Annotated in this window: 17 protein-coding genes; 5 read left to right on the top strand and 12 right to left on the bottom strand. The window is 69.0% G+C overall.

Annotation, left to right across the window (positions count from 1 at the left end; translation table 11 throughout):
- Nucleotides 1–48: 48 nt before the first annotated feature.
- Genes Aco04nite_RS37220 through Aco04nite_RS37185 form a run of 8 tightly spaced genes read right to left on the bottom strand, consistent with a single transcriptional unit; the run spans nt 49 to nt 6,718 of the window.
- Nucleotides 49–525 (bottom strand): metal-sulfur cluster assembly factor, encoded by a 477-nt coding sequence (locus tag Aco04nite_RS37220; RefSeq protein ID WP_213001928.1) that lies wholly within the window; start codon nt 523–525, stop codon nt 49–51.
- Entirely contained in the window at nt 522–971 is a 450-nt protein-coding gene (gene sufU / locus Aco04nite_RS37215; RefSeq protein ID WP_213002069.1) for a Fe-S cluster assembly sulfur transfer protein SufU, read from the bottom strand. Before sufU ends, Aco04nite_RS37220 begins: the two co-directional genes overlap by 4 nt.
- Nucleotides 968–2,197, bottom strand: coding sequence for a cysteine desulfurase (locus Aco04nite_RS37210; RefSeq protein ID WP_203834563.1), 1,230 nt, complete (start codon nt 2,195–2,197; stop codon nt 968–970). The genes sufU and Aco04nite_RS37210 overlap by 4 nt, the downstream gene beginning before the upstream one ends.
- Before the next feature lie 25 nt (nt 2,198–2,222).
- Nucleotides 2,223–2,987, bottom strand: a complete 765-nt coding sequence (sufC, locus tag Aco04nite_RS37205) for a Fe-S cluster assembly ATPase SufC (RefSeq protein WP_203834553.1) — start codon at nt 2,985–2,987, stop codon at nt 2,223–2,225.
- On the bottom strand, nt 2,984–3,316 hold the full coding sequence (locus Aco04nite_RS37200) for a non-heme iron oxygenase ferredoxin subunit (RefSeq protein WP_203834554.1): 333 nt from the start codon (nt 3,314–3,316) through the stop codon (nt 2,984–2,986). Before Aco04nite_RS37200 ends, sufC begins: the two co-directional genes overlap by 4 nt.
- Before the next feature lie 5 nt (nt 3,317–3,321).
- Nucleotides 3,322–4,455, bottom strand: coding sequence for a Fe-S cluster assembly protein SufD (gene sufD, locus Aco04nite_RS37195; protein ID WP_213001927.1), 1,134 nt, complete (start codon nt 4,453–4,455; stop codon nt 3,322–3,324).
- Between the two features lie 56 nt (nt 4,456–4,511).
- Nucleotides 4,512–5,933: a Fe-S cluster assembly protein SufB gene (sufB, locus tag Aco04nite_RS37190; protein ID WP_213001926.1), complete on the bottom strand. Its 1,422-nt coding sequence runs from the start codon at nt 5,931–5,933 to the stop codon at nt 4,512–4,514.
- The gene (locus Aco04nite_RS37185; protein ID WP_438874976.1) at nt 5,930–6,718 is read right to left on the bottom strand and encodes a helix-turn-helix transcriptional regulator; all 789 of its coding nucleotides are present in this window, start codon (nt 6,716–6,718) and stop codon (nt 5,930–5,932) included. Before Aco04nite_RS37185 ends, sufB begins: the two co-directional genes overlap by 4 nt.
- Before the next feature lie 116 nt (nt 6,719–6,834).
- On the opposite strand from Aco04nite_RS37185, the gene Aco04nite_RS37180 reads away from it, so the two are divergent.
- Nucleotides 6,835–7,800 carry a COX15/CtaA family protein gene (locus Aco04nite_RS37180; RefSeq protein ID WP_213001925.1) on the top strand — a complete coding sequence of 322 codons (966 nt, stop codon included), beginning with the start codon at nt 6,835–6,837 and terminating at the stop codon, nt 7,798–7,800.
- Between the two features lie 61 nt (nt 7,801–7,861).
- Here Aco04nite_RS37180 and Aco04nite_RS37175 read toward each other — a convergent pair whose 3' ends face one another.
- From Aco04nite_RS37175 to Aco04nite_RS37160, 4 genes are all read right to left on the bottom strand, one after another.
- Nucleotides 7,862–8,353 carry a hypothetical protein gene (locus Aco04nite_RS37175; RefSeq protein WP_213001924.1) on the bottom strand — a complete coding sequence of 164 codons (492 nt, stop codon included), beginning with the start codon at nt 8,351–8,353 and terminating at the stop codon, nt 7,862–7,864.
- A complete protein-coding gene (locus Aco04nite_RS37170; protein WP_213001923.1) occupies nt 8,353–8,904 on the bottom strand; it encodes a hypothetical protein in 552 nt (183 codons plus the stop codon). Before Aco04nite_RS37170 ends, Aco04nite_RS37175 begins: the two co-directional genes overlap by 1 nt.
- Nucleotides 8,905–9,234: 330 nt before the next feature.
- A complete protein-coding gene (locus Aco04nite_RS37165) occupies nt 9,235–9,531 on the bottom strand; it encodes a hypothetical protein (protein ID WP_203834567.1) in 297 nt (98 codons plus the stop codon).
- 227 nt (nt 9,532–9,758) lie between these two features.
- Nucleotides 9,759–10,703, bottom strand: coding sequence for a heme o synthase (locus Aco04nite_RS37160; RefSeq protein ID WP_244876593.1), 945 nt, complete (start codon nt 10,701–10,703; stop codon nt 9,759–9,761).
- 338 nt (nt 10,704–11,041) lie between these two features.
- Between Aco04nite_RS37160 and tkt the strand changes: the two genes are divergently transcribed.
- The 4 genes from tkt to Aco04nite_RS37140 all read left to right on the top strand — a co-directional run bounded on the left by tkt (nt 11,042) and on the right by Aco04nite_RS37140 (nt 16,926).
- Nucleotides 11,042–13,093 (top strand): transketolase, encoded by a 2,052-nt coding sequence (tkt, locus tag Aco04nite_RS37155; RefSeq protein WP_244876592.1) that lies wholly within the window; start codon nt 11,042–11,044, stop codon nt 13,091–13,093.
- A gap of 9 nt (nt 13,094–13,102) precedes the next feature.
- Complete coding sequence (tal, locus tag Aco04nite_RS37150) at nt 13,103–14,242, top strand: transaldolase (RefSeq protein ID WP_213001921.1); 1,140 nt, start codon at nt 13,103–13,105, stop codon at nt 14,240–14,242.
- A gap of 156 nt (nt 14,243–14,398) precedes the next feature.
- Entirely contained in the window at nt 14,399–15,916 is a 1,518-nt protein-coding gene (zwf, locus tag Aco04nite_RS37145) for a glucose-6-phosphate dehydrogenase (RefSeq protein WP_203834602.1), read from the top strand.
- A complete protein-coding gene (locus Aco04nite_RS37140) occupies nt 15,913–16,926 on the top strand; it encodes a glucose-6-phosphate dehydrogenase assembly protein OpcA (RefSeq protein ID WP_213001920.1) in 1,014 nt (337 codons plus the stop codon). The genes zwf and Aco04nite_RS37140 overlap by 4 nt, the downstream gene beginning before the upstream one ends.
- Nucleotides 16,927–16,983 lie beyond the last annotated feature (57 nt).

Genomic DNA, 16,983 nt, shown 5'->3' with positions numbered 1-16,983 from the left:
AAAACGCCGGACGCGTGAGCGGCCGGCGTTCTCCTGCGTGAGTGTGGTTCAGACGTTGAAGCCGAGCGCGCGCAGCTGCTCGCGGCCGTCGTCGGTGATCTTGTCCGGGCCCCACGGCGGGAGCCACACCCAGTTGATCCGGAAGTCCTTCACGATGCCGCCGCCGGGGCCGGTGGTGAGGGCCTGGCGGGTCTGGTCCTCGATGACGTCGGTCAGCGGGCAGGCCGCCGAGGTCAGCGTCATGTCGAGGGTGACCACGTTGTCGTCGTCGACGAAGGAGTCGTAGACGAGGCCGAGGTCGACCACGTTGATACCGAGTTCGGGGTCGACGACATCCTTCATCGCCTCCTCGATGTCCGCAGCGGAAGCCTTGGCAACGGGCGCCTTGTCCGCGGCGGGCGCGTCCGTGGCTGGCGCGTCCGTAGCAGCGGGCGCGTCCGTAGCGACGAGCGGCGAGGTCGCGTCGTCGGGCGCGGCAGTATCCGCCGCGGTCTCCGCGATCGCTTCGATGGTCTTCTCAGTCATGCCGAAACCTCCGGGTTGACGCTGATGCCGGCGCGGGCCGCGGCGTCCTTGAATGCCATCCACGGCAGCAGCGCGCATTTCACGCGGGCCGGGTATTTCGCGACCCCGGCGAAGGCGATGCCGTCACCGAGGACGTCCTCGTCGGGTTCCACCTGGCCACGGCCCTGCATCAGAGCCAGGAACGCCTCGTGGATCTCGAAGGCCTCGCCGGGCGTACGCCCCTTGAGCAGCTCGTGCAGCACCGAGGCGGACGCCTGACTGATCGAGCAGCCCATGCCGTCGTACGAGATCTCCGACAGGTCCTCGGTCACCCGCACGGTGATCTCGTCGCCGCAGGTGGGGTTGACGTGGTGCGCCTCGCCCTGGAACGGGTCGCGCAGACCTCGCCCGTGCGGGTGCTTGTAATGGTCCAGGATGATGTCCTGGTAGAGAGCATCGATCATCAGGCGAACACCTTCCGCACCTGCTCCAGACCGCGCGCGAGGGCGTCGATCTCATCCGTCGTCGTGTAGAGGTAGAACGAGGCCCGGGTCATCGCCGGGACTCCGAACCGCGTGCACACCGGTCGTGCGCAGTGGTGGCCCACTCGTACCTCAACACCGAGATCGTCGAGAATCTGCCCGACGTCGTGCGGGTGTACCCCGTCGACGGCGAAGGACACCGTGCCGCCACGGCCCTCGGGGGTGCCGGGACCGAAGATCGTCACTCCGGGTACGTCGGCCAGCGCCTTGAGCGCGTACGCGGTGATCTCCTGCTCGTGGCGGTGGATGTTCTCCATGCCGAGCTTGTTCAGGTAGTCGACGGCCGCGCCGAGCCCGATCGCCTCGGTGATCGGCGGGGTGCCACCCTCGAAGCGCGCGGGCGGCGGGGCGAACGTCGTGCCCGCCATGGTGACGGTCTCGATCGTGGAACCGCCGGCCAGGAACGGGGGCATCCGTTCGAGCAGCTCGTAGCGCCCCCACAGCGCGCCGATGCCGGTCGGGCCGAGCATCTTGTGGCCGGTGAACGCGATGAAGTCGACGCCCAGGTCGGCGACGTTCACCGGGAAGTGCGGCACCGACTGGGAGCAGTCGAGCATCACCAGCGCACCGACCTCGTGGGCGCGGGCCACGATGCGGGCCGGGTCGTTGATCGTGCCCAGGATGTTGGACATGTGCACGACCGAGACCAGCTTGGTGCGTTCGTTGACCAGCTCGTCGAGCTGGGACTCGTCGAGCCGGCCCTCGTCGGTGACGCCGAACCAGCGCAGCGTCGCCCCGGTGCGCTGACAGAGCAGCTGCCACGGGACGAGGTTGGAGTGGTGTTCCATCTCCGAGACGACGATCTCGTCGCCGGGGCCGAGCGACAGGAAGTCGCTCGCCGTCCATGCGACGAGGTTGATCGCCTCGGTGGAGTTCTTGGTGAAGACCACTTCCTCGGGGCGGGCCGCACCGATGAACGCCGCGATCTTCTCGCGGGCGCCCTCGTATGCGGCCGTCGCCTCGGTGCCGAGCGTGTGCACGGAGCGGGACACGTTGCCGTTGTGCCGTTCCTGGTGGTCCTGCATGGCTTCGAGCACCTGCCGCGGTTTCTGCGACGTGTTGGCGCTGTCGAGGTAGACCAGCGGGTGCCCGTTGATCTCCCGGGTCAGGATCGGGAAGTCCGCGCGAACCTGGACCAGATCGAGAGTCATCATGCGCTCCAAGAAAGAGGGGGAATCAGGCGCGGGCGCCGGCGACGTACCGCTCGTAACCCTCGGCTTCGAGCTGCTCGGCCAGCTCCGGGCCGCCCTCTTCGACGATCTTGCCGGCGACGAAGACGTGCACGTGGTCCGGCTTGATGTAGCGCAGGATGCGGGTGTAGTGGGTGATCAGCAGCAGGCCGGTCTCGCCGGTCTCGCGGACCCGGTTGACGCCCTCGCTGACGACGCGCAGCGCGTCGATGTCGAGGCCGGAGTCGGTCTCGTCGAGGATCGCCATCTTCGGCTTGAGCAGCTCGAGCTGCATGATCTCGTGGCGCTTCTTCTCACCGCCGGAGAAGCCCTCGTTGACGTTGCGCTGGGCGAACGCCGGGTCCATCTGGATGCGCTCCATCGCGGTCCGCAGCTCGGCGGCCCAGGTGCGCAGCTTCGGCGCCTCGCCGTCGATCGCGGTCTTCGCGGTGCGCAGGAAGTTGGCCACGGATACGCCGGGAACCTCGACGGGGTACTGCATGGCCAGGAACAGGCCGGCCCGCGCGCGCTCGTCCACGGTCATCGCGAGGACGTCGTCGCCGTCGAGGGTGACCTGGCCGCCGGTGATCTGGTACTTCGGGTGACCGGCGATGGAGTACGCCAGGGTCGACTTGCCGGAGCCGTTGGGGCCCATGATGGCGTGGGTCTCGCCCGACTTCACGGTGAGGTCGACCCCGGCCAGGATCGGCTTCAGCTCGCCCTCGGGCAGCTTGACCGAAACCTGCAGGTCGCGGATCTCCAGGGTGCTCACGGCTTTACTCCATTACTCGGTGTCGTCGAAACGTAGATGTCGCCGTCGCGGATCTCGACGGGGAAGGTCGCCACCGGCTCGGTGGCGGGCAGGCCGGAGGGCTCACCGGTGCGCAGGTCGAACCGGGAGCCGTGCAGCCAGCATTCGAGCGTGCAGCCGTCGACCTCACCCTCGGAGAGGGCCACGGCCGCGTGACTGCACTCGTCGCGCACGGCGTAGAAGTTGTCGTCGTCCGCGTGCACGACGGCGACGTCGACACCCTCGACCTCGATCGAGATCGCGGTGCCCTTCGCGACGTCGGCCACGGCACCGACCAGCTCGAAGCCCATGACGATCAGGCTCCTGCCTCGGCGAGCCTGCCCTCGATCGCGTCGCCGAGCCGTTCGCGCAGCTCCTCGACGGGGATCTTGTTGATCAGCTCGGCGAAGAAGCCGCGGACCACGAGCTTGCGCGCCTCGGACTCCGGGATGCCCCGGGCCATGAGGTAGAACAGCTGCTCCTCGTCGAAGCGGCCGGTGGCGCTGGCGTGACCGGCGCCGACGATCTCGCCGGTCTCGATCTCCAGGTTGGGCACCGAGTCGGCGCGCGCACCGTCGCTGAGCACCAGGTTGCGGTTGATCTCGTACGTCTCCGTGCCGGTCGCCGTGGCCCGGATGAGCACGTCGCCGACCCACACGGTGTGCGCGGAGTCGCCCTGCAGCGCGCCGCGGTAACCGACGTAGCTGCGGCAATCCGAAACGGAGTGGTCGACGAGCTGGCGGTGCTCGATGTGCTGACCGGCGTCGGCGAAGTAGAGGCCCCACAGCTCGGCGTCGCCGCCGCGGCCCGCGTATTCGACCGAGGCGAACTGGCGCACCAGCGAGCCGCCCAGGGAGACCTGCACGTGCTGGACCCGCGCATCCTTGCCGACCCGGAACTTGAGGTGCTGGGCCTGCACGGACTCGGCGTCCCACTCGGTGGTCGTGACGAAGGTCAGGTTGGCGCTGTCCCCGATCACGACCTCGATGTTGTCCGCGAGGGTGGCCGTGCCCGACTGCTCCAGCACGATCGTGACGCGGGCGAAATTCCCGACCCGCACATAGGTACGCGCGGCAGCCGCCTCGCCGCCCTGACCGACCACCTTGATGACGGCGGGGACGTCGGAGACGGTGTCCGCCGCGACGTCGATCAGGGTGACCGCCGCCGCGGAACCGAACGCCAGGGCGCTGACCCGGTCGAACGGGGTCAGCACCGGATCGACCTTGCCCGCGTCGACCTGCGTCACCGAGACGCCGGCAGGCAGGTCACCGGGGGTGAACCCCGGTGCCGCGCCGGTCAGCGTGGTGGCCGTGATCAGCGAGCCGAGCCGCTTGATCGGGGTGAAGCGCCACTCCTCCTCCAGGCCGTTGACGGCCGGGAACTCGGTGACGTCGAAGGAGCGCAGCACCTGCGACTTGGTGCTCGGCGGGGCCAGTGCCTCGGTAGTCATGTCTTCCTAGTTCTTCGCGGGCGTATGGGTGAGCGAGAAGCGAGAGCAGCGGCAGGTCAGCCGACTGCTCCCTCCATCTGCAGCTCGATGAGGCGGTTGAGCTCCAGGGCGTACTCCATGGGGAGCTCCTTGGCGATCGGCTCGATGAAGCCGCGCACGATCATCGCCATGGCCTCGTCCTCGGTCAGGCCCCGGCTCATCAGGTAGAAGAGCTGGTCGTCGCTGACCTTGGAGACGGTCGCCTCGTGACCCATGTTGACGTCGTCCTCGCGGATGTCGACGTACGGGTAGGTGTCCGAGCGGGAGATCGTGTCGACCAGCAGCGCGTCGCACTTGACCGTGCTGGCGCTGTGGTGCGAGCCGTCGAGCACCTGCACGAGGCCGCGGTAGGACGTGCGGCCACCGGCGCGCGCGATCGACTTGCTGATGATCGTGCTGGAGGTGTGCGGGGCGGCGTGCACCATCTTGGCGCCCGAGTCCTGGTGCTGACCCGCGCCGGCCATGGCGATCGAGAGGACCTCGCCCTTGGCGTGCGGGCCGGTCATGTAGACGGCCGGGTACTTCATGGTCACCTTGGAGCCGATGTTGCCGTCGACCCACTCCATGGTCGCGCCCTCTTCGCAGGTGGCGCGCTTGGTGACCAGGTTGTAGACGTTGTTCGACCAGTTCTGGATGGTCGTGTAACGCACCCGGGCGTTCTTCTTGACGACGATCTCCACGACCGCGCTGTGCAGCGAGTCCGAGGAGTAGATCGGCGCGGTGCAGCCCTCCACGTAGTGGATGTAGCTGCCCTCGTCGGCGATGATCAGCGTCCGCTCGAACTGGCCCATGTTCTCGGTGTTGATCCGGAAGTAGGCCTGCAGCGGGATGTCCACGTGGACGCCCTTGGGCACGTAGATGAACGAGCCGCCGGACCACACGGAGGTGTTCAGCGCGGCGAACTTGTTGTCGCCGACCGGGATCACCGTGCCGAAGTACTCCTTGAAGATGTCCTCGTGCTCGCGCAGCGCCGTGTCGGTGTCGAGGAACAGGACGCCCTGCTCCTCGAGGTCCTCACGGATCTTGTGGTAGACGACCTCGGACTCGTACTGGGCCGCGACACCGGAGACGAGGCGCTGCTTCTCCGCCTCGGGGATGCCGAGCCTGTCGTACGTCGCCTTGATGTCGGCCGGCAGGTCTTCCCACGTCGCGGCCTGCTTCTCGGTCGACCGCACGAAGTACTTGATGTTCTGGAAGTCGATCCCGGTGAGGTCGGCGCCCCAGTTGGGCATGGGCTTGCGGCCGAACAGGCGCAGGCCCTTCAGGCGCAGGTCGAGCATCCACTGCGGCTCGTTCTTGAGCGCGGAGATGTTGCGCACGACGTCCTCGGACAGACCACGCTGCGCGATCGAGCCCGCGGCGTCGGCGTCGGACCAGCCGTACTCGTACTTACCGAGGGCGGCCAGATGCTCTTCCTGGGTGACGATCTGGTCAGTCATGTATCTGTCCTAACCGTGATTGCGATTGGAGCGGTGGTGGGGCTGGTAACGCATTGCGGCGCGGGGATGTGCGTGGTGCACACCCCGTCGCCGTGCGCGATCGTGGCGAGGCGCTGCACGTGGGTGCCGATGAGCCGCGAGATGACCGCGGTCTCGGCGTCGCACAGCTGAGGGAACTCGGCGGCCACGTGTGCCACCGGGCAGTGGTGCTGGCACAGCTGCCCGCCGGACGCGATCGTGGTCGCGTTGGCAGCGTAACCCTCGGCGGAGAGGGCCTCGGCGAGTGCCTCGGCCCGCGCGAGCGGATCGTCGCCGGCCTCGAGCATGGCCGTGCGGCAGCGCTCCTCCAGGGCCGCGACCTGGGCCGCGGCGAACGCGTCGACAGCCTCGGGACCGCCGGTCTCGGCGATCCAGCGCAGTGCCGCGGTGGCGATGCCGTCATAGAAGTGCGGAAATCCCTCGCGGGCGGCGGCGGTGAGCACGAAGACCTTCGCGGGCCGGCCCCGGCCGCGCGGGCCGCGCTGCGGCGTCTCCCGCGCCTCGACCAGGTGGTCGGCGAGCATGGCGTCGAGGTGCTTGCGGATCGCGGCGGGGCTCAGGCTCAGCTGCGCACCGAGCTCCGCGGCGGTGGCACCGCCACAATCGAAGAGCAACTGCGCCACCCGATCACGGGTACGCCCGTCAGCTGCCTTACCGTCGACGGGCACGAGCCGCGTCAAGGGTGTGGTGGGTGTGCGGAAGCCGGCAGCCGTGTCGGCCACCTGACTGCTCCCCGACCCCACCATGTATTTCACTACGGCAACGTTACGTATTTCCGCGCGCCCCCGCAAACCGGCACCCCGGTGATCCAGGACATAGCGCTCCGGAGCCGCCCGATTCGACGATCAAATTCCGGCGTAGCATGCCCGGGGTGAGCAAGACCACCCTTCTGCGCCGGCTGGCCCTAGCGTCCCTGATCGCCAACATCGCCCTGGTCGTCACGGGTGCGGCGGTCCGGCTGACCAGCTCGGGGCTGGGGTGCCCCACGTGGCCGAAGTGCACCGACGAGTCATATGTGACAACCCCGGAGATGGGCGTCTACGGCGTCATCGAATTCGGCAACCGCGTCCTCGGCATCCTGCTCGGCGTGATCGCGCTCGCCACCTTCATCGCGGCGATGCTGCGGAAACCGCGCCGCCGCTCGCTGGTCACGCTGTCCCTGATCGCGGGTCTCGGCATCCCCGGCCAGGGCGTCATCGGCGGCATCACGGTCCTCACGGACCTCAACCCGTGGGTGGTCGGCCTGCACTTCCTGCTCTCCATGGCCCTGATCGCCTACACGTACGCCCTCTGGCAGCGCACCAAGGAGGGCGATGGCGACCCGCGGCCCCTCGTGGTCCGCCCCCTGCGCCACCTGGCCGGCCTCACCGCCCTGGCCAGCATCGCCGTGATCCTGGTCGGCGTGATCGTCACCGGCAGCGGCCCCCACGCGGGCGACGCCGGCGCGAAACGCAACGGCCTCGACCCGCAGACCATCGCCCAGGCCCACGCCGACCTGGTCATGCTGCTCATCGGCCTGTCGGTCGCGCTGTGGTTCGCCCTGCGCGCGGCGAACGCCCCCGCTGCGGCTGTGCGGGCGGCCGGGTTGCTGATCGTGGTGGAGCTGGCCCAGGGCCTGATCGGCTTCGTCCAGTACTTCACCCACCTCCCCGTCCTCCTCGTCGGCGCCCACCTCCTCGGCGCCGCCCTCGTCTGGACGGCCACGCTCAACATGCTCTGGAAACTCCGCGAACGCCCGGCCCTCACCGCAGCGAACGGCTCATCGGAAACACCGGCTCACAGCACGACCGTCCCGGCCCAGCCCCCGACCGGCGCGCCCGTCGCCTGAGCAGCGCGCGCCCGTCGCCTGAGCAGCGCGCGCCCGTCGCTGAGCAACGCGCTCCCGTCCCCTAAGCAGCGGAGTCGAGGAACTTCCGGGCCTGGGTGACCAGATCCCTGGTGAGCTCGTGCGGCGACGCCGACTGGCCGTCCTCGTGGAGGAGCACGGCGGTCAGCAGCGGGGTGAGCGCGTCGACGGGGCCGAGGTCGTAGAGGGGCCAGTAGAGGCGTTCGGCGGCGTCGTCCGGGGTGAGCGTGCCGTCGAGCAGCATGCCGGACCAGAGACGCAGGAGAGCCCGGTTCCGCTCGGCGGGATCGTCGGGGAGATCCCAGTTCAGACCCAGCTCGTCGGTCACCCGGCGGAACAGGGCGGTGGCTTCCGGCTCCTCCGCGCGGGTGAGACCGGCGAGCTCGGCCAGCGTGGGTGAGTCGACCCCGGCGAGCAGCGCCTCGACACCCAGCCGGATGAGCTGATCCGAACCGGGCGCGTGCCCGGTGATCACAGCGAGCTCGGCCAGGCGGATCCGGGTGAGCACCTCGTCGCGCCTCTCCGGGCCGGTCATCAGCCCGGCCCGCGATCCTCGGCCCGCAGGAGTGTGCGGGCCTCCGCGACGAGGTGGCCTGCGAGTTCGGCCAGGTCGCGGGTGCGGTCCGCGTCCATGATGTCGAACGACGACACCCGGTCCTCGTAGCGGACGACGGCCGTCAGCAGATCGCTGAGCGACTCGGGGTGCCCCAGGGCTGAGATGGCCCAGTACAGACGGGCGGCGGCGTCAACTGTGTCGAGCGTCCCGTCCAGCAGCAGCTGCGCCCAGAGGAGCAGAAGGGCCCGGTCGCGCCCCTCCGAGGTCACCGGAAGGCTCACCGCCAGACCCAGCTCGTCGGCCACGCGGCGGAACAGCTCGGTGGCCTCGGGTTCCTCGGCACGGGTGAGACCCGCCAGCTCGGCCAGGGACGGCGTGTCGACTCCGGCGAGCAGCGCGTCGAGGCCCAGCTCGATCAGCTGAGCCGAGTTGATCAGCTGATCCGTGCGGAAGCCGTAGCCGGTCACGATGGCTGTCTCGGTCAGCCGGATGCGCCGGAGAACGGTGTCGCGGGTCTGGCCAGGGGTCACGGGATCATCGTGGCGGGTCGCGGGCCGGGGCGCATCCGGGTTTGCCGGGGCGCGTGCCTCGGGGTGAGCAGTTGCCGTTGGGTTTGACGGGGTGACCATTTACGCAGGCCGAGGGCCTGGGGAGCCCGGTCTGGCGCCGCCAGGCGCCTGGGGTCGCCGGGTCCGACCTCGGCGGGAGCGGCGGTCTGTACACACCACCCGGCTACGACAGCCGGGTATTGATGTTGATCTTTCCCTGCCGCCGGATATGGGGGCGGCCCGGAGATGGTCCGGGCCGCGGCGGGTGGGAAAGGGTGCGAGAGCCAGGTTGGCAAAGTCAGGTCGGCAAAGTCAGCGCGCCATGCTGCGGCGGGACATCGACCGCCAGAGGTCGTTGCTGGGGCGCATCTGCTCGAGGAGCTCGCGCTCCCATTCGTTCTCCACCTGGACGCCGGCTGCGTCGCAGGCCTTGCGGGCCACGTCCGTGCCGCCGGCGGCGAACTGGTCGGTCCATTCACCGTCCTCGCCCACGAGGACGATGCGGGCTCCGCGCTTGCCGACGTACTCGATGACCGCCTTGGCGCCGCCGTGACCGGTGGCGAAAGACTTGATGCCCGCGCTCAGTGTCGTATCGGAACCTTCTGCCATGACTGAAGCGTAGGCACGCTTTTGGCCGTAGCAAGCAGTGACCGGGCGCTTTTGTGATGGCTATTACCTGCGGGTTTACCTCGACGAAGCATTGTTATGACCCGATATTGTCCGGTTTCGACCCGGTCACGCTTTCCGTCTATCGAGTGACGATGCGTTACCGCTACGGGGTTCAAAAACGGGCACCGTGTGCGACGTCACTCCATTGTCGTCACTCAATGTAGATCTCAGATCAGGGCGTCGACTGCCACTGCGATGAAAAGAATCGTCAGGTATGTGATGGACCAGTGGAACAGGCGCATTGCTTTGAGGGGCTCGCCGCGGCGGGAGCGACCGGCCAGCCGGAGGGCCTCGAGGAGGAAGAAGGCGCCCGAGACGATGGCGGTGATGCCGTAGATCGGGCCCATGCCGTCCTTCGCGCCCAGCGGCCAGGCGGCCAGGGACGACACCAGGGTGAGGACGGTGAAGAGCAGGATCTCGGTGTTCACCCGGCGGGCCGAGCGGACCACGGGCAGCATGGGGATGCCGGCGCGGGCGTAGTCGTCCTTGTACTTGATGGCCAGCGGGTAGAAGTGCGGCATCTGCCAGAAGAAGACGACCGCGAAGAGGGCCCAGGCGACCGGGCCGACGGTGCCGGTGACGGCTGCCCAGGCGATCAGCACGGGGGCCGCGCCGCAGATGCCGCCCCAGAACGTGTTCGTGGGGGTGCGGCGCTTCAGCCAGATGGTGTAGATCACGTCGTAGTAGAAGATGGAGGCCGCGGTCAGTCCGGTGGCGAGCCAGTTGGTGAACGTCGCCATGAGAGTGAGCGACACCACCGTGAGGATCGTGCCGAAGATCAGGACCGCGCGCGGGGTGATCGTGTGCGACGGCAGCGGGCGGCGCTTGGTGCGGCGCATGAGCTGGTCGATGTCGCGATCGATGTAGCAGTTGAACGTGCTGGCCGCGCCGGCGGCGAGACCGCCACCGATGAGGACGACCGCCATCAGGCCGAGATCCGGCCAGCCACCCGCGGCGAACATCATCGCCGGGATGGTCGTCACGAGGATCAGCTCGACGATCTGCGGCTTGGTCAGCGAGAGGTAGCCCGCGAAGAGGGCGCGGAAACCGGGACGCGGCCTCGCCTCATCCGGGCCCGGCGGCTGCTCCTGGGCGAGTCGCTCGGTGATCATGCTCACGGACAGCCACCTTCCGGCATCGGCGAGGGGGTATTGCGTAAACCGTTGCCGGTGCGACCGGGCGGTACGTCGGGACAGACTACGCGCAGCCTGGGCAGCTCTTCGGTCGCCCCGTCGAGGGTGCACGCCGTCACAGCGCGGAGCGGGGGATGTCCGCTCTCAGCGTATGGGCCTGCACCGTTCCGCTGACGGGGGTTTACGCGGACTGGATAGGGTCAACCTCAAAAGGGTTCCCACACCATGCCCCGAGGAGCACAGCCGACGTGGCCAAAGACGACTTCAACTGGACTGATCTCGACCGCCGTGCGGTCGACACCGTAAGGGTCCTGGCTATGGACGCCGTGGAGAAGGCCGGGAACGGCCACCCCGGTACCGCCATGAGCCTCGCCCCCGCCGCTTACCTGCTGTTCAACAAGGTGATGCGGCACGACCCCACGGACCCGCACTGGGCCGGCCGGGACCGCTTCGTGCTGTCCTGTGGCCACTCCAGCCTCACCCTCTACATCCAGCTGTTCCTGAACGGCTTCGGCCTGCAGCTGGACGACCTGGCGTCGCTGCGCCAGTGGGACTCGCTCACCCCGGGTCACCCCGAGTACGGCCACACCCCCGGTGTCGAGATCACCACCGGCCCGCTGGGCCAGGGCATCGGCAACGCCGTTGGCATGGCCATGGCCGCCCGCCGCGAGCGTGGCCTGTTCGACCCGACGGCCGAGGGCGACTCGCTCTTCGACCACCAGATCTTCGCGCTGTGCTCCGATGGTGACATCGAAGAGGGCGTCAGCCACGAGTCGAGCGCGGTCGCCGCCGTGCAGAAGCTCGGCAACCTCACGGTGATCTACGACGACAACGAGATCTCCATCGAGGACGACACCCGGATCGCCAAGAACGAGGACGTCGGCGCGCGCTACGCGGCCTACGGCTGGCACGTCCAGACCGTCGACTGGCGCAAGGGCGACCCGGAGAAGGGCGAATACACCGAGGACGTCCCCGAGCTGTGGGCCGCGATCGAGGCCGCCAAGGCCGTGACGGACAAGCCGTCGTTCATCGTGCTCCGCACGATCATCGGCTACCCGGCGCCCAACAAGCAGAACACCGGCAAGATCCACGGCTCCGCGCTCGGCGCCGACGAGGTCAAGGCCACCAAGGAGATCCTCGGCTTCGACGTCGAGAAGACGTTCGACGTCGCTCCCGAGGTGCTCGAGCACGCCCGCACGGTCGTCGAGCGGGGCCGCGCGGCGCACACCGAGTGGACCAAGGCGTTCGAGTCCTGGGCAGCGGGCAACGCCGAGGGCAAGGCGCTCTTCGACCGGCTCGCCGCGAAGAAGCTGCCCGAGAACTGGACCGAGGCGCTGCCGGTCTTCCCGGCCGACGCCAAGGGCATCGCGACCCGCGCCGCCTCCGGCAAGGTGCTCGACGCGCTCGCGCCGGTGCTGCCGGAGCTGTGGGGCGGCTCGGCCGACCTCGCGGAGAGCAACAACACCACGATGAAGGGCGAGCCGTCCTTCATCCCCGCCGAGTACGCCACGAAGGCGTTCCCCGGCAACGAGTACGGCCGCACGCTGCACTTCGGCATCCGTGAGCACGGCATGGGCTCGATCCTGAACGGCATCACCGTGCACGGCGGCACCCGCCCGTACGGTGGCACGTTCCTCGTCTTCAGCGACTACATGCGCGGCTCGGTCCGGCTGTCCGCGCTGATGAAGCTCCCGGTCACGTTCGTGTGGACGCACGACTCGATCGGCCTCGGCGAGGACGGCCCGACCCACCAGCCGATCGAGACGCTGACCGCGCTGCGCGCGATCGTCGGCCTCGACGTGGTGCGCCCGGCGGACGCCAACGAGACCGCGTGGGCCTGGCGTGGCGCGATGGAGCACAACGACCGCCCGACCGCCCTGGCGCTGTCCCGGCAGAACCTCCCCACCATCGACCGCGAGAAGTACGCGTCGGCGGAGGGCACCCTCAAGGGTGGCTACATCGTGTCCGAGGCGACCGGCGGTGAGCCGAAGGTCATCCTGATCGGCACCGGCTCAGAGCTGCAGCTCTGCTTCACCGCGCAGGAGCGGCTCGAGGCCGAGGGCACCCCGACCCGGGTCGTGTCGATGCCGTGTCTCGAGTGGTTCTACGAGCAGGACACCGCGTACCAGCAGGAAGTCCTGCCGCGTGGTGTCAAGGCCCGGGTAACCGTCGAGGCCGGTATCCGGATGAGCTGGGACCGTATCCTCGGCGAGGCCGGCGAGGCAGTCAGCATCGAGCACTACGGCGCGAGCGCCCCCGCCAAGATTCTTTTCGAGCAGTTCGGCTTCACCGCGGACAACGTGGTGGCCAAGGCCAACGCCGCCCTGGCCAAGGTCGGCGAGATCACCGGTCACACGACCGGAAACTGAGGAGTACCGATGACTGACAGGCTGGCTGAGCTCTCCGCCGCGGGTGTAGCGGTGTGGCTCGACGACCTCTCCCGCGTCCGGCTGCAGACCGGTTCGCTCGCCAAGCTGCTCAACGAGCAGCACGTGGCCGGTGTAACCACCAACCCGAGCATCTTCGCGTCCGCGCTGGCTGACGCCTCCGCGTACGACGACCAGCTCAAGGACCTCGCCGCGCAGGGCGTCACGGTCGAGGAGGCCGTGCGCCTGCTCACCTCGTACGACGTCCGCTGGGCCGCCGAGGTGCTGCGCCCGCAGTACGACGCGACCAACGGCGTCGACGGCCGGGTCTCCATCGAGGTGGACCCGCGCAGCGCGCACCTGACCGAGAAGACGCAGGCCGAGGCGAAGACGCTCTGGTGGCTCGTCGACCGGCCGAACGTCTACATCAAGATCCCGGCCACCAAGGCGGGTCTGCCGGCGATCACCGCGACCCTGGCCGAGGGCATCAGCGTCAACGTCACGCTGATCTTCTCGCTCGAGCGCTACAGGGCCGTCATGGACGCGTTCCTGGCCGGCATCGAGCAGGCCAAGGCGAACGGTCACGACCTGAGCAAGATCGGCTCGGTCGCCTCGTTCTTCGTCTCCCGCGTGGACACCGAGATCGACAAGCGCCTCGACAAGATCGGCTCGGACGAGGCCAAGGCGCTCAAGGGCAAGGCCGCCGTCGCCAACGCGCAGCTCGCGTACCAGGCGTACGAGGAGGTCTTCGCGACCGACCGCTGGAAGACGCTGGCCGCCGCCGGTGCCCTCCCGCAGCGTCCGCTGTGGGCGTCGACCGGGACCAAGAACCCGGCCTACAAGGACACCATCTACGTCGAGGAGCTCATCGCTCCCGGTGTGGTCAACACCATGCCGGAAGCGGTCATCCGCGCGTACGAGGACCACGGCGACACCCGGGGCGACACCGTCACCGGCTCCTACGCCACGGCCCAGAAGGTCATGGACGACGTCGCCGCCATCGGTGTCGACCTCGAGGACGTCTTCAAGGTCCTCGAGGACGAGGGCGTGCAGAAGTTCGAGGCCAGCTGGTCCGAGCTGCTCGAGGACGTCAAGAAGTCCCTCGAGGCCGCCGCCAAGGGTGCGAGCAACCCGAGCGACGCCGCTAAGTGATCACTGACCTGCCCGCGGCCGGTTCACCCCGGCCGCGGGCAGGTCATGCTCCACCCGGCGGCCGCACCACTTCGACGGGGCGGTCCCCAACAAGTTGCGGACCCGACCCTTGCTTGTAACCCTTCGGGACGACAAAAAGCTGGCAGGATGGGACACGTGGGTAATCCGCTGCGCACAGCACAGGACCGACGGCTGCCCAGGATCCCGGAGCCGTGCGCTCTGGTGATCTTCGGAGTCACCGGTGACCTGTCACGAAAGAAACTGATCCCGGCCGTGTACGACCTCGCGAACCGGGGTCTGTTGCCGCCGGGCTTCGTCGTGCTCGGCTTCGCCCGGCGCGACTGGGGTGACGGCGACTTCGAGTCGCTCGCCTACGCCGCCGCCAAGAAGGGCGCCCGGACGCCGTGGCGGGAGGATGTCTGGCAGCGGCTCGCGAGCCAGTTCCAGTTCGTCCCCGGCTCGTTCGACGACGACGAGGCGTTCGACCACCTCGCGGAGACCCTCGACGACCTGCGCGAGCGCAACGGCATCGCGGGCAACGTCGCCTTCTACTTCTCCATCCCGCCGGCCGCGTTCCCGCTGGTGCTCAACCAGCTGAACCGCACCGGGATGGCCGACAACGCGAAATCCGGCGGCTGGCGACGGGTCGTGGTCGAGAAGCCGTTCGGCAACGACCTCGCCACCGCCAAGTCGCTGAACCAGCTCGTCGACGAGGTGTTCACCCCGGAGGACGTCTTCCGGATCGACCACTACCTCGGCAAGGAGACGGTCCAGAACATTCTGGCGCTGCGCTTCGCCAACAGCCTGTTCGAGCCGGTCTGGAATTCCAAGTACGTCGACTCCGTGCAGATCACCATGGCCGAGGACGTCGGCATCGGCACCCGGGCCGCGTTCTACGACGCCTCCGGTGCCGCCCGCGACGTGCTGCAGAACCACCTGCTGCAGCTGCTCGCCCTGGTCGGCATGGAGGAGCCCACGAGCTTCGACTCCATCGACATCGGCGCCGAGAAGCTGAAGGTCCTCAAGGCCATCAGCCTGCCCGCCGACATCCACGAGGGCTCGGTTCGCGGGCAGTACCTCCCCGGGTGGGTCGCCGGCGAGCGCGCCGTGGGCTACCTCGAGGAGAAGGACATTCCGGCCGACTCCAAGACCGAGACGTACGTCGCGGTCCGGCTGGGCATCCAGAACCGCCGCTGGGCCGGGGTCCCGTTCTACGTCCGCGTGGGCAAGCGCATGCCGCGCCGGGTGACGGAGATCGCGATCCTGTTCAAGCAGGCGCCGCACCTGCCGTTCGACCCGGCCGACGTGGAGATGCTGGGCAACAACCAGCTCGTCATCCGCGTGCAGCCGGACGAGGGCGTCGTGCTCAAGTTCGGTTCCAAGGTGCCGGGCACCACCATGGAGGTCCGCGACATCGCGATGGACTTCCAGTACGGCGAGGCGTTCACCGAGTCGAGCCCCGAGGCGTACGAGCGACTCGTCCTGGACGTGCTGGTCGGCGACCGGTCGCTGTTCCCGGACGCCGCCGAGATCGAACAGAGCTGGAAGGTCATCGACCCGCTCGAAGCGGCGTGGGCCGGCACCAAACCCGAGCCGTACCGTTCGGGCGAGTGGGGTCCGCGCGCCGCGGACGAGATGCTGGCCCGCGAGGGCCGTGCTTGGAGGCGAGCATGATCGGCTTGTGGGACACCACCGGCAACGAGGTCGTCAAGGCCCTCGCCGCCGAACGGCGCAGTGCGGGCGGTGTGGCCTCCGGGCTCGCCCTCACGCTGGTCGCCGTGGTCGAGGAGAAGCAGGTCCGCGAGGCGGAGGCAGCGGCCACCATCGCCGCCTCGGCCCACCCGTGCCGGCTGCTCATCGTGGTCCGCTCCGACCTGGAGGGCCGCAGCCGCCTCGACGCGGAGATCGTCGTCGGTGGCCGGCTCGGCCCGGCCGAGGCCGTCGTGATGCGCATGTACGGCCGGCTGGCCCTGCACGCCGAGTCGGTCGTCATGCCGCTGCTGGCCCCGGACGTCCCGGTGGTCACCTGGTGGCACAGCGCCCCGCCGGACGTCATCGCCAACGACTTCCTCGGCGTCGTCGCCGACCGCCGCATCACCGACAGCAAGCTCGCCAAGGACCCGGTCGCGGCCCTGAAGCAGCGTGCCCTCGACTACGCCCCCGGCGACACGGACCTCACCTGGACCCGGATCACCCTGTGGCGCACCCTGGTCGCCGGCGCGTTCGACACCACCGACGAGCGGGTTGTCGGCGCCACCGTCACCGCCCCCAAGGACGACCCGACGGCCGCCCTGATGTGCGGCTGGCTCAAGTCCCGCCTGGGCATCGAGCCGGTCTGGGAGCAGACCGACCGCGCGCCGCGGATGCACTCGGTCGAGCTCAGGTGCGCCAACGGCGACTGCGTCTCGGTCACCCGCGACGAGGGCACGGCGCTGTTCAGCCGGACGGGCCAGGAGCCGCGCTACATGCCGCTGCCGAAGCGCCCGGTCGGTGACGAGCTCGCGGAGGAGCTGCGCCGCCTCGACGCCGACCAGATCTACGGCGAGGCCCTGGGTGCGATGGCGGGCATCCGCAACCTCGACGCGAAGCCGCCGATGCGCGTACACGTGTGGAAGGACCCGGCCCTGGCCGCCCGCGCGGGCGACGAGGCCGCGATGGCCGGCCCCGGCGGTTCTGCCGCCTGACGCACCGCCGCATTCAGCGATAACTAAGATCGATGGGGCCGTTCCGCCTGGGCGGGG

The organism is Winogradskya consettensis (genome assembly GCF_018332715.1).
GTDB lineage: Bacteria > Actinomycetota > Actinomycetes > Mycobacteriales > Micromonosporaceae > Actinoplanes > Actinoplanes consettensis.
This window is presented reverse-complemented; position numbering and strand designations above follow the sequence as displayed.